Annotated in this window: 8 protein-coding genes and 2 pseudogenes; 5 read left to right on the top strand and 5 right to left on the bottom strand. The window is 61.5% G+C overall.

All coding sequences use genetic code 11. The features are described 5' to 3' along the window. A pseudogene (locus tag ABX749_RS06560) lies at positions 1-793 on the top strand (hypothetical protein); the annotation flags it as partial. A gap of 422 nt (positions 794-1,215) precedes the next feature. On the opposite strand, the gene ABX749_RS06555 reads toward ABX749_RS06560, so the two are convergent. Further along, positions 1,216-1,983 carry a class I SAM-dependent methyltransferase gene (locus ABX749_RS06555; RefSeq protein ID WP_372895266.1) on the bottom strand — a complete coding sequence of 256 codons (768 nt, stop codon included), beginning with the start codon at positions 1,981-1,983 and terminating at the stop codon, positions 1,216-1,218. Positions 1,984-2,395: 412 nt separating this feature from the next. Here ABX749_RS06555 and ABX749_RS06550 point away from each other — a divergent pair, with 412 nt between their 5' ends. Beyond that, positions 2,396-3,718, top strand: a complete 1,323-nt coding sequence (locus tag ABX749_RS06550) for an anti-sigma factor (RefSeq protein WP_372895265.1) — start codon at positions 2,396-2,398, stop codon at positions 3,716-3,718. A gap of 90 nt (positions 3,719-3,808) precedes the next feature. Here ABX749_RS06550 and ABX749_RS06545 read toward each other — a convergent pair whose 3' ends face one another. Together ABX749_RS06545 and ABX749_RS06540 are read right to left on the bottom strand one after the other, a co-directional pair. Continuing rightward, positions 3,809-6,442: a von Willebrand factor type A domain-containing protein gene (locus tag ABX749_RS06545; protein ID WP_372895264.1), complete on the bottom strand. Its 2,634-nt coding sequence runs from the start codon at positions 6,440-6,442 to the stop codon at positions 3,809-3,811. Positions 6,443-6,516: 74 nt separating this feature from the next. After that, positions 6,517-7,125 (bottom strand): RNA polymerase sigma factor, encoded by a 609-nt coding sequence (locus tag ABX749_RS06540; protein WP_372895263.1) that lies wholly within the window; start codon positions 7,123-7,125, stop codon positions 6,517-6,519. A 255-nt stretch (positions 7,126-7,380) separates the two neighbouring features. Between ABX749_RS06540 and ABX749_RS06535 the strand changes: the two genes are divergently transcribed. Further along, positions 7,381-8,541, top strand: a complete 1,161-nt coding sequence (locus tag ABX749_RS06535; protein ID WP_145212327.1) for a DegT/DnrJ/EryC1/StrS aminotransferase family protein — start codon at positions 7,381-7,383, stop codon at positions 8,539-8,541. Between the two features lie 295 nt (positions 8,542-8,836). On the opposite strand, the gene cdd is transcribed toward ABX749_RS06535, so the two are convergent. Both cdd and ABX749_RS06525 read right to left on the bottom strand, forming a co-directional pair. Then, complete coding sequence (cdd, locus tag ABX749_RS06530) at positions 8,837-9,250, bottom strand: cytidine deaminase (protein WP_145212324.1); 414 nt, start codon at positions 9,248-9,250, stop codon at positions 8,837-8,839. A gap of 26 nt (positions 9,251-9,276) precedes the next feature. Continuing rightward, positions 9,277-10,623, bottom strand: coding sequence for a thymidine phosphorylase (locus ABX749_RS06525; RefSeq protein WP_372895262.1), 1,347 nt, complete (start codon positions 10,621-10,623; stop codon positions 9,277-9,279). Positions 10,624-10,657: 34 nt separating this feature from the next. On the opposite strand from ABX749_RS06525, the gene ABX749_RS06520 reads away from it, so the two are divergent. Further along, positions 10,658-11,980: a S1C family serine protease gene (locus tag ABX749_RS06520; RefSeq protein ID WP_372895261.1), complete on the top strand. Its 1,323-nt coding sequence runs from the start codon at positions 10,658-10,660 to the stop codon at positions 11,978-11,980. Positions 11,981-12,143: 163 nt separating this feature from the next. After that, positions 12,144-12,886: pseudogene (locus ABX749_RS06515) on the top strand (tail-specific protease); the annotation flags it as partial.

Raw genomic sequence — 12,886 nt, 5'->3', positions numbered from 1 at the left:
GCTCGACGGGAAAGCCGCCGAACCGCTGGCGCCCGGCTGGGCCGGATCCTCGTTTCTCAATCGCTGCGCGTCCTCGTTCACGCGTCGCTGGTTGTTCAACCGCGCGACGATGAAACCGGAGATCGATTCCGAAGACTACGTTGCCGCGTTGGAACAACTTGCCGCGACCGCGAAACAATATCCCGCCACCGCGATGACGCCCGGCCAGATCTGGCATGCCATCCGTCGCGGTGAACTGGCCGGCGGGATCGGCTATGAAGTCCCCGATGCCGTCAACGACGCGGAGTCGGATCAGCGCGCTGCAGACGGCCGCGAAGAATTCGAAGTCAGTGTGTTTGACTGTCCGCGAGAAACGGAAACGGATCAGTTATGGCTGGGACCGCAAACCCCGCTCGCCTGTCTTAGCAGCGGGTGCCGACAGACCAGCGCGTCGAAACAGTTCATCGGTTGGCTCTCCGGCGGTGAGCGGATCTCGACGGTGCGGCAACAGATCGGACTGTTCTCGCAAACGCGAACCACCCCGGGCAATGAGTCGTCGCCTTCGGGCAGCCCGTATGCGCGTTGGCTGGCCGAGCGGTTGCAGACGCTGCAAGTCACGCGGGGACTGATTCTGCCCGGCGCCGATCGCTATTACGCCGTGCTGGATCGGCAAGTCCGGCGCTGTTTGGCCGGTGAACAATCCGCCGCCGAGGCGCTCGCCGATGCCGCCACGCAATGGGACGCGATCACCGACGAACTCGGCCGAGAACAACAATCTGTCGCCTGGAAACGGACCCTCGGCTTCGGCGGGTAGGTTAGCGGTTAGCGGTTAGCGGTTAGCGGTTAGCTGTTCGATTTGAGATTTGCTGACTCTAACGTTTTCTAGGGGTCGCGTTTCGCCGGACAGGCGAAGTCTGTTAGGCCCGGAGGGCCGGCAGAGTGAATGCCGGTGGCGTGAGCCACCGGAGATGGTTACACGGAATCTCTGAGGCCCAGCGGGCCGACACAATTCCCCAGCTTCAAGCAATACCCGCGGTTCATGAAACCGATTGTGCCGGCCTTTCAGGCCTCCGTGATCGAGGTCTTTCCATTCCGGTGGCTGACGCCACCGGCAAGCATTGTGCCAGCCCTTCGGGCTTCATCGCGGGTAAACATAGAAAACGTTAGTGTCAGGAAACCTGAAACCTGAAACCTGAAACCTGAAACCTGAAACGACTGCCAAGTTCCCACTCCCCCTCACGCGATCACAATCGCAGGTCTCTCGGCTGCGGCATCACCGATGCGGCGGGCTTTGATGCGGACGTAGGGCGGGATGTAGGTTGCCCGGTCGGCGAAGCTGTTGGCGACGGCATTCGCTTTGGCGTGCAGCGGTTCGATCAAGTCTTCGATCACAAACCCGCTGCGACACAAACCGCCGATCAAGTCTTCCCAGCGGTGCAGGAATTCGACCGCGCCTTGTTCGCGTAATCGACTTGCACTGGGCGACATCACCGCCGGCGGCGGAACCGGCGCGTCGCGGTAATAGGCATGACGGATCGGATAGCCGTCGGCCGAGCGTTGATACCCGGCTTGCAAACTGATCGGCTGCTTGTGCTGGCTGATGTACAGACCGCCGGGGCGGGTGACCCGAGCGATTTCGGCAAACACCGGTGCGACCGACGGGACGTAACACGTGCTGACCGGATGAATCACGATGTCAAACTCGGCGTTGCTCAACCCGGACAGATCTTCCATCGTCGTTTGCAGCACCCGCATGCGGTAGCCGCGCTGGGCCGCCACCTGGCGGTCCAGTTCCAGCATCGCACCGCTCAGGTCGACCACCGTCACCTCCGCGCCGGCGGCCGCGTACAGAGAGCTTTGTCGGCCCCCCCCGGCTGCCAGGCACAACACGCGTTTGCCGGCGATCGATCCGCCCAACCAACCGGCCTGATCGACGACCGACAGCGGACGCGACAACTCCTCTTCGGTGGCCGGTCGGCACAACGGGTTGCCCGCGTCGGCCATTCGGTCGTAAACACGGCGATTGTTATCCAGGGTCGCGTCGTGATTCACACAACACTCTCGGGTAGGTGGGAAGTCCGGGTGATTTGACCACGGTGATGACAACCAAACGCGGCCCGCGTCAGGCGGGTCATTTTGTTCCGGGATGGACCCAAAAAAAATCCCGCCAGGCCGCTGTTTTGACGAAAAACCCAACAACTGGGGTGAAAACAAAAGTCAAATGCGGGAATTTCTGGAACTTTCGCCGCCTTGTGCTCATCCGATTGACGTGAACGCTGAACTGCTCGGGGCACTCAGCCGAACCCATCCTCCGGCGTGACGCTGTTACTGTCCCCACTTGGCGACCGCTCTTCACTGTATCATTGAGCCCGGTAGATCCGATATGACTCGGAAACTGTCGGCGACGGATTCAAAAATGGCTTTACCAGAAGAACTTCTCGACGAGCTGCTTTCAGGGCACCTGGATGGTGCGCTCAGCGGTGACGAGCGCGCCCGGGTCGAGCAGATGCTAAGCGATGACCCCGCGATCAGCCAGCGGCTGGAAGGGTTAAAGCGACAGCGTGAAGCCTATCGCCAGGCCTTGTTGGCGACCCCGAAGCTGCCTGACGGGTTCGCCGATCAAGTCGTGCAAGCCGCGATCGACCGGGCCGAAGCCGAAGAGCTTCGTAGTGACCACCCGCTGCGGTTGGCCGCAAGCGGATCCTTCGTCGCCCCCCAATCTGACCGAACTTTTTCGAAGCCCCGACTGATCGCGATGGTCGCCGGCCTGGCGGCATCTGTGTTGTTTATCGGTCTGGCGGTCAAAGAATTCTCCGGCTCTGCGACGACGCAACCCGAGGACCCTTTGTTGGTCACGTCGCCCCAGCCCACCGTGGACCAACCCGAATCGATCGATCCCGTTCGCCCAGCGGACCCGATGGTAGACCCGATGGCGGCCCCGCCGAGCGATGCGATCGCCGCCAGCGGGGACTCGTTGGATGATTCGGTGGCCAAGCCCGCCGCGGATTCGCTTGATGTTCCCCGTCCAGATTTGTCGCCGGAGACGCAACCGGAATCAAACGGCCCGATGTTGGCCGAGGTGAATCCCACGACACAAACTCCGTCGGTGGAGGATGCCCCGGCGATGACGGGCGGCGACACGCCCGAGACGGCCCCGTTGGTTGCCCTGCGACCGCTCAACATGTTGATGGTCGTGGAGATCAAACAGTCCGAGGCCGGCCGACAAACCGGTGCGTTTGATCAAGCACTGGCGGAGATTCAGATCGCCGAGAGCGAGGAACGACGGGTCGACGAAGCACTCGCCCGCGCGGTCGCTCCCCAAGCCGACGCCGACGCTTCGGCCGACCAGTCGCCACGAGCACTGTTGCTTGAATCACCCGCCAAGAAACTGGATCGCCTGGTGATGCGATTGGTCAGCGACCGCGATGGCATCGAAGCGGTCGGGTTCTCCGCCATCAGTGTCCAGCTGGACGCGCCCTTGTTGCGGTCGATCGAGTCGGTGCGAACGGTCGATCCGACCAAGATTCGTCACCAGGGTCAAATCGTTCCGATCGTCAGTGACGCCGACGAAGTGTTTGATGCCTGGGTCCAACAGCTCGCCGATCGACCCTTCATTCCTGTTCGAGGCGAGCAAGAAGCGCAATTGATCAGCTCGCAGCAGGGCGGCGAGTCCGGTGGTGATCCCAGTGGCGAGTCCGGGCCCGACCCGATGGCGAACATTCTGTTCTTGGTTCGTTAGGGCTTCGTCAACGATTCGATTTAGGGTGCCGCGACATCGAAATGATGTGTCGCCCGTTGGCATGCACAGCATGCCCTACGCAGCTAACCGCTACTCACCCTTCAGACGAAGTGCCGCGGTCACCAATTGGACGAACTCGCTTCGTAGCTGAAACTCATCCGGGCCGACGTTGGCCTGGGCGACTTCCAGGACGTTGCGGAGCGTCCAGTCGCCGGCGAACTCGCTTTGTCGAAGCTGCATGCCGAAGGCGGCCACGGCGGCGGCGAATCGGAAATCCGAATCCGCTTTGGCAAAGGCTTGTTCGTTGTCTTTGGCACTCAGTTCGATCAACGTGCCGGCGCCGCCGCCGGGTTGTTTATAATTCAGCTTGACGGTCATGGCCTCGCCCGACGAAGCGGCTTCGGTCAGTTCGGGTGACTTCTGATACTTCAGCGGGGCCACCTGTCGCTCCACGTCGTCGTCTGCGCCCGAGAGGACCAATTCGTACAGCGCGGTGACCTGGTGACCGGCTCCGATTTCACCGGCATCCTTGCTGTCGTCATAAAAGTCTTCTTTCGCCAACATGCGATTTTCGTAGCCGATCAATCGGTACTTGGAAACGACGCGGCGATTGAACTCGATTTGGATTTTGACGTCTTTGGCGATCGTCACCAACGTCGCATCGGTTTGACGGACCAACACCTTATGGGCTTCGTTGACGGTGTCGATGAAGGCATAGTTTCCGTTTCCTTCGCCGCTGATTTGTTCCATCATGGCGTCGTTGTGGTTGCCCATTCCGAATCCCAAGGCCGTCAAGAAGATTCCGCCGGACGCTTCTTCTTTGATCAGCCGCACCAACTGGTCGGTTCCGCTCAGGCCGACGTTGAAGTCGCCGTCGGTGCACAGAATCACGCGATTGACGCCGTCTTTGATGAAGTGGTCTCGCGCGGTCGCATACGCCAATTGGATTCCCGCGCCACCGTTGGTGCTGCCACCGGCGGAGAGCTGCGAAAGCGCTTTTGTGATTTTCTTTCGTTTCCCGGCGGGAGTGCTGTCGAGCACCATGCCGGCCGAACCGGCATAGACGACGATCGCCACGCGGTCTTCCTTGCCGAGTTGCTTGGTCAGCATCTTCATGCCCTCGATCACCAGCGGCAATTTGTTCGGCTGATTCATCGATCCGCTGGTGTCCAGCAAAAACACCAGATTGCAAGGTGGGCGGGAATCAGGCGCGAGGTGTTTGCCTTGGATTGCAACCCGGGCCAAGCGGTGTTCGTCATTCCAAGGGCAGCCGGCGATCGTCACGTCGGTGGCGAATGGATGCTCGGAATCGGCTTGGGGCGAGTCGTAGTCGTAATCAAAGTAGTTGACCAATTCTTCGATCCGAACGGCGTCCGGCCGCGGCAGTCGGCCCTCGACCAGCGTGCGTCGCAGCTTGCTGTAGCTGGCAGTGTCGACATCGATCGAAAACGTACTGAGCGGATGCTCGCGGACTTGTTTGAATTCGTTTTCGACGATCCGTTCAAAACGATCGCCGTCGGTATAGGGCAGCGCGCCGCCGTCTGGCGACAGCGCATACAAGTCCAGCCTCGCTTCGGATGATTCGAGCCCGAAGTCCCCGGACGGAGCCGCGATTCGCTTGTCATAGAAGGCTTCCGTTTCCCCTTCGGCGACTTTGGGCATACCCGCTCCGGGCAACGTTGCGAGGCGTCGGGTGCGTCCCCCACGAAGCGACTTTGACAGAACCGGAGCCGAGAACGCCGGCGCCGCGGAGCCGCCGCCGGGAGCAGGGGTCGCAGCGGGAGCAGGGGCCGCAGCGGGGATCGCCCCATCGGCTGCCGCCGACAACCCGAACGGATGCGGCTCGTTGGTGGTGGCCGGTGCATCTTTGGGGGCCGTCGCATCGATGGGGGCTGACTCGTTGTCGGGGGCCGGTTCACTGGCGGGGGCCGGTGCGACCGCGACCGACCGTCCCGGCATGGCGCCGAAGGAATCGTGGTTTACCGCCTCCCGCGCAAGCTCGATCGGCAGGTTCCGCCGGGCAACCTGTTTTTCCACGACGGGCGGTGCTGGGGGAAGCATCGCCGTCTGGTCGGACGCGGTCGCGATGGCTGCGCCCGTATCGGCTTCAGAGCTTTCCAGCTGGAGATTCAGCTTGACCGATTGGCGGGCCATGGGGTCGCTGGCGCCGCTGGCAGCGAGCTTTTCCATGCGTTGCTCGTCCTGCTCCGCTTCCGCCGCGGGGACCGAAGCGATCGATTCGAGCAGCACTTCGTCGGACGTCTCTTTCAGTTCCGGTTGCTGTTCGGATTCGGGCGCGCCGGTTTGAGACTGGGCGACCTGCGATTGCTTCAGTGCCGGCACGATGCCGATCAACAACAGAATCGATGCGGCGGCGGCCAACAGCCAGGGCACCAGTCGTTTGGAGGAGCTCGAGGTTTCCAACAAGCTCGGCTCGATCGTCGCCTGGTCTGCGCGGTGGCTTGCCGACGCCGCCAGAATCTGTTCGCGTCGCTCACCGTCGAGCGTCTTGGGAGGTTCGTCGGCGAACAACGTCTGCAACTGTTCGGTGACGCGGCCGGCTTGGTCGACGGCCGCGCGGAGCTGGTCGTTTGCGGCCATCGATTGTTCGAATGCTGCGGCGTCCTGTGGGGAGAGTTCTCCCATCACGTAAGCGGTGATGCGGGCGTCATCCCAAACCGACGAGTCGTCGGTTGCATCCTGGGGGCGATTGGAATCAGACATGGTATTTGCCTCTCGGCGTGTGGGCTGGAATGGATCGGCTGAAATAAATCGGCGGCGAACAAATGGCGGTCGATTCAGGTGGTGGCGACGGCGTCTTTGAGGGCGCGGACGGCGGCGTGCAGGTGAAAGCCGACGTTGCTGACGGTCAGCCCCGTGACGTCGGCGATTTCGCGGTAGCTCAATCCGGCTTGCATCCGCAATCGGAGCACTTCCTGTTGCCGACCGGACAATCGTTCGACCAGCACCGCCAATCGGTTTTCCGTCGCGTGGGTCTGTTCGGCGGCCAGGGCCGCGGTCGCGGCGTCGGGGTGGGGGTCCTGCACCGTGATCTCGGCGGCATCGATCGGGTGCGCATGTCGGGTACGTTGCATGTCAATCACTCGGCTGCGGCAAACGGCAAATAACCAGGGCTGGACTCGGGAAACGATCTTTTCGCGCTCCTCGCGACACAGCCGTAAAAAGGTTTCTTGCACCGCGTCCTGGGCGGCCTGCCAATCGCCATTGAGCATCCGGCGGGCATATGCAAGCAATTGCCCCTCGTAGCGACTGATCAGCTGCGACAATTCATCCTGGGACCAGGCTTGCCGCTGGTGGGGCGGCAAATCCGCGGTCGGATAGGCGCCGGCGTTCGGCCCCGATTCGGGGTCGTCGGCCAACATTTCGGCTGCGGAGTGGTCTGGCATGGTGTTCAGGGGCGAATCATGGACGCGGTACAGACGACAACACGAACGGGCGTCGCCAATGTTAGGCAAACGGTTCGATTTTTCTGTCGTTTTTGTGAAGCCGTTTTCTATTGACCTGATCGATTGTCCGCGGTTATCACCCAACGCGGAGTTCCCCGCTCAAAAATCATCGCGATCGGTGTGGTCCGACCGGCAAACGGGACTCTCCGCCACTCGCGAATTCCGCATAACAATACGAACAAGGAAGGTTCGACCATGGCTGGCCCAAACACCACCGTCCCGTTGCTGGACGTCAACCGCGACAACAAGCCCCATCGTGACGAATTCGTCGAAGCCCTCGCCGCGGTCGTCGACAGCGGTCGATTTCTGTTCGGCCCCGACGTCGCAGAACTGGAAAACGAGATCGCCCAGTACAGCCAAGTCGAACATGCCGTCGGCTGTGCCTCCGGCAGCGATGCGCTGTTGCTGTCGTTGATGGCGTTGGACATCAAAGCCGGCGACGAAGTCATCGTGCCCAGTTTCACCTTTTTCGCGTCGGTCAGCTGCATCACGCGGTTGGGTGCGACACCGGTGTTCGTCGACATCTGTCCCGACACGTTCAATCTCGACCCGCAGTGCGTTGCCGAGGCGATCACGAAAAATACCAAGGCGATCATCCCGGTGCACCTGTTCGGCCAGTGTGCCCAAATCGATCGGATCTGCCAGATCGCCAACGAACACGACATCCCCGTCGTCGAAGACGCCGCTCAAGCCATCGGCGCGGCGTACCACTCGCGGCCCGCAGGCAGTTGGGGACTGGTCGGGTGCTTCAGTTTTTACCCGACCAAGAATCTCGGCGCGATGGGTGACGCCGGCATGCTGACCAGCGGCGACGCGGTGATGGCCGATCGCTTGCGTTTGTTGGCCGGCCACGGCATGCGTCCCCGTTACTACCATCAAGCGGTCGGGATCAACAGCCGGATCGATACGTTTCAGGCCGCCGTGTTGCGGGTCAAATTGCGACACCTCGGTGATGCCATCACGTCGCGCAGCAAGATCGCGTCAGGTTACATGGAGCTGTTGACCGACCGCGGTCTCGTCGGTCCCGATCAAATCGTCTTGCCGACGGTCGATCCCCATGCGTTCCACGTCTGGAATCAATTCGGAATCCGCGTCGGCGGTGGACGACGTGATGCCTTGCGTGCCTACTTGGCCGAACGTGGCGTGGGCAGCGAAATCTATTACCCGGTTCCGATGCACAAGCAGCAGTGCTTTGAGTACTTGAACGTGGACGGCAGCACGCTGCCGGAAACCGAGCGTGCCAGCGCGGAAATCTTGAACCTGCCGATCTTCCCGTCGTTGACCGAAGCCGAACAGCAGCAAGTCGTCGACTGCATCGGCGGATACTATCAGGCCGGCGCCAAAGCGGCCGCGTAGGGCTGACGGTGTAAGCGGCACGACCGTTGGCAGAGAACGTCTTAGCGGAACGGCGCGAGCCGTCCGGTGAAGCTGGAGAAGATGTTGAAGGATCGGAGGGCTTGCGCCCTGCCGCTAACAAAGACCGGAGGGCTTGCGCCCTGTCGCTAACAAGGACCGGAGGGCTCGCGCCCTTCCGCTAACAAAGATCGGAGGGCTTGCGCCCTGGCGCTAACAAGACGCACTCCGTTTGCTGCTATCGTGAGCGGAACGCTCCGCTCTGGCTAGTCGCTTTCATCCCTCGGGATACAGGCCGTTACGTCACGGGCAAGTTCGACGCGTCAAAGGCGTCGGGCAGCAGCTGTGAAAGCCGACGAATCTGCCGCGCCCCGGTCAACACATCGGTCATGATGACTTGCATGTCGCTGGCGAATTCGGAAAGGAATTGTCGGCAGGCCCCGCACGGGCTGACGCCGCCGACGCTGGCGATCGCGATCGCTTGAAACGCGCGGTGACCTTGGGACACCGCCGTTGCCGTCGCCACCCGCTCGGCACAGATCGACAACGAATAGCTGGCGTTTTCAACGTTGCAGCCGCTGACGACGGCGCCACCGGGAATCCACAGTGCCGCCCCCACATAGAAATGACTGTGCGGCGCGTACGCTTGATCGCGCGCCTCGACAGCCGCACGCACCAACTGGTCGATCTCTCGGGTTTTCAACTCAATCATTTGGGCAGTGCAACGCGTGAAAGAAGCTAGAAGAAAAGGGGGCGTGCGGCGACGGATTCGGCCGTGATCTCCACGGCTTGGCGAAGACTTCTAAGATACTCGTTTTGCCGGCTGGTGTGGCAGTGTAAATCCAGAAGAGGTTGACCGCGCTCGACGCGGTCTCCGATCCGCACGTGCATGCGGATCCCGACGGTCGGGTCAATGGGATCGCCGAGCTTGCGGCGTCCGCCCCCGAGTGAAACGATCGTCGATCCGATCCGGTGACAATCGATGCGTCCGACGTAGCCGTCGTGTTCGGACTGCAGGGGCCGGCCGGGGGCGACGTCCAACTCCCCCGCCATGCGACCGCCTTGGGCGGCGACCATCGCTTCAAAGCGTTCCATCGCGGACCCGTCGTCCAGGGCCCGGTTGAGCCGCTGCGTCGCATCGTCAAGATCCGTGGCGACGCCGACGCTGGTCAGCAAGAGGGCGCACAATCGGACGGTCAATTCGCGGACGCCTTGGAGCGCGGGATCCGATGGTTGGCCGGCCAGAACCTCCACCGCTTCGTTGACTTCGATCGCGTTCCCGATCGCCTTGCCCAGCGGCTGGTCCATGTCCGAGATCAAGGCCTGTGTCGGCAGCCCCGCCGCTCGGCCGACGTGTTCGATCGAGCCTGCCAGTGCGCGGGCGTCATCGAGCGTCTTCATGAACGCCGCGCCGCCGACTTTGACATCCATCACCAAAGCGTCCAAGTTGGCGGCAAGCTTTTTGCTGAGAATGCTGGCGGTGATCAACGGAATTGATTCGACGGTGCCGGTCACATCACGCAGTGCATACAGTCGGCGGTCAGCCGGTGCGATGCGTTCGCTGGCGCTGATGATGAACGCACCGACTTGGCGGAGCACTTCACCGGAGGCTTGTTCGGACAGATCGGTTCGGAAACCGGGAATCGCTTCCAATTTGTCGAGCGTGCCGCCGGTCAGGCCTAATCCGCGGCCGCTGACCATCGGCACGTGAACGCCACAGGCGGCCAGCAACGGGGCCAGGATCAGGGAGACTTTATCCCCCAGTCCCCCCGTGCTGTGTTTGTCCACGCGCGGCGTCTGTCCAGAAACCTCGCGCGGCAGCCGGTCGCCGCTTTCCAGCATCGCCCGGGTCAACGTCGTCGTCTCACGCTCGGTCATCCCGTTCAAGCAGACCGCCATGGCGAAGGCCGACATTTGATAGTCGGCGACACTGCCGTCACAGAATCCATCGATCAAGAACCGGATCTCGTCATCGTGGAGCGCGTTTCCGTCGCGCTTTTTGGCAAGCAGGTTAGCCGTCAGCATGCGGATGACCGTGGTATGCAAGGTCGTTATAGTGGATTGCGTCAACAAAGATCGTGCCACGTGTTCCCCTTTCTGTCGACCTCCAGGAAAAGTGATGTTGTGCTCCCGTTACTTGATCGCATTGGTTTTCTCCGTCATCACCACGATGATGGTCACCCAGTGTCTGGCGGCCCAAACGGAATCGAATGTCACCGCACCCGAAGGCGACCAAGCGGCTTCTGAATCGCCGGACCAGGAACCGGCCCCACCCGCTGCGGCGGCCGAGACCCCGAGTGCTGAGCCGCCGAAAGCCGAGCCGCCGAAAGCGGAGCCCCCGAAAGCGGAGCCGGCCAGTGCCGAATCCGGTGGTGCGGCCGAGGCCAGCCCCGAAGTGCTTGCGGCGCTGCAAGCGGGCCCACGCGCGCTGTCCCTGGCGTTTCGCATGGCCGCCAAGCGTGCCACGCCGTCGGTCGTCGTGTTGTATGCCTACGGCCAGAATGGGGACCCGGGTGATTCCAGTGAAACGGAAGTCCCGGAAGACGAATTGCCGTTGTTGGAACGCGCGGAAATCCCGACGCCGCCGCCGGCCGAAGAGAAACTGACCGGGTTGGGATCCGGAGTGATCGTCTCGGCCGACGGGCTGATCATTACCAACAACCACGTCATCACCGGGGCGACGCGTGTCGTCGTGCAATTGCCCGATGAGACCCGCGTGGACGCGAAAGTGGTCCGCGGCGACCCGGACAGCGACGTGGCGATGGTCCGCGTGGACTTTTCCCAACCGCTCGACCCGATCTCGGTCGGCGACAGTGACAAGCTGGAAATCGGCGATTGGGTGCTGGCGATCGGCAGCCCCTTTAAATTGGAAGCGACGGTCAGTGCGGGGATTATCAGCGGCAAAAACCGCCGTTTGGATCGGATTCGACGCAGCAGCATGTTGCAGACCGATGCCGCCATCAATCCCGGAAATTCCGGCGGTGCACTGATCGATCTGGATGGCAAAGTGGTCGGAATCAGCACCGCGATCGCCACCCGGAGCGGGTTTTACCAGGGCGTGGGGTTCGCGATCCCGATCAACCAGGCCCGCTGGATCGCCGACGAACTCGACCGCCATGGCAAAGTTCGCCGTGCCGCGATCGGTACCACCCTGGTGGAACTGAAGCCGCGAATCGCAAAACAATTTAATTTGGAGCCGTATTCTGGTATCCTGGTCTATCAGATCATCAAGGGATCGGTCGCCGAACAGGCGGGCATCGAGCCTCAGGACGTGATCGTGGAATTCGCCGGCGAACAGGTGCGAGATTCCATTGGGCTTCAGGAGGCCATTGAACGCAAACCGATCGGTTCAAAACAGCCAATCGTCGTCCGGCGCAAGGGAAAACGCGTCGAATTGACCGTCGAATTGGCGACGGTCGACGATCCGACCGGTCAAGAATGAGAAACCAACATTGTCTGCGTTTCGCCTCTTTCCTACCATTCCACAACGGCCCAACTTGCGAGGGCCTATGATAGAGCGGGTTCCGCCAGGAAATCTCGCCTCTTTCGACTCCCGAAACATCCCACCCGAAATCCGGACCAATCATATGGATCGCCGTTTCACAATGCGTACGATCGTCACCGCCGCGGTTCTTGTTTGTTTGGCGCAGGCCGGTTCCTCGCAGAGGATACTGGCCCAGCCCGCCGTCCCCGAACTTCCGGGTGTCGAGAATACCACCGCCACGGCGCCTCCCCAAGCGACGGCCCAGGATCGACGGATTGCGAAGTTGATTGCGTCCCTGATTCCCAAATTCCACATCTCGTCGGCTGAACTGGATGACACCATCAGCCAACGGGCGCTCGATCTGTATCTCGATCGATTCGACCCCCTGAAACTGTACTTTTATCAGTCCGATATCGACGAGTTTGCCAAACACCGCAACCAGATCGATGACATGGTCAAACAGGGTGACCTGAGCTTGGCCTACACGATCTTCAACCGATTCACCCAACGCGTCGACGAACGCGTCGCGATGGCATTGGAGATCCTCGATTCGGAATTCGACTTCACCAAAGACGAGTACATCATCGTCGACGCCGACGCGGCCAGTTACGCCAAAACCCCCGAAGAAGCGAACCAACGTTGGCGCCGGCAAATCAAGTACGCCCTGCTGGATCTGCGTGACGATGACACCGTCGGTGACGAGGCACGCGATCTTCTCCGCCGCCGCTACCTGCGTTACGCGCGGCGATTCAAGTCCTATAGCAACGATGATCTGCTGGAAGCGTATCTGACGTCGGTCACCAGCGCCTTCGACCCCCACTCGACCTACATGTCGCCGTCGACGCTGGACGATTTCAACATCTC

It is taken from the genome of Stieleria sp. (assembly GCF_041595215.1).
Classification (GTDB): Bacteria; Planctomycetota; Planctomycetia; order Pirellulales; family Pirellulaceae; genus Stieleria; species Stieleria magnilauensis.
Note: the sequence above shows the minus strand (reverse complement) of the source record. Positions and strands in the feature narration are given on the sequence as shown.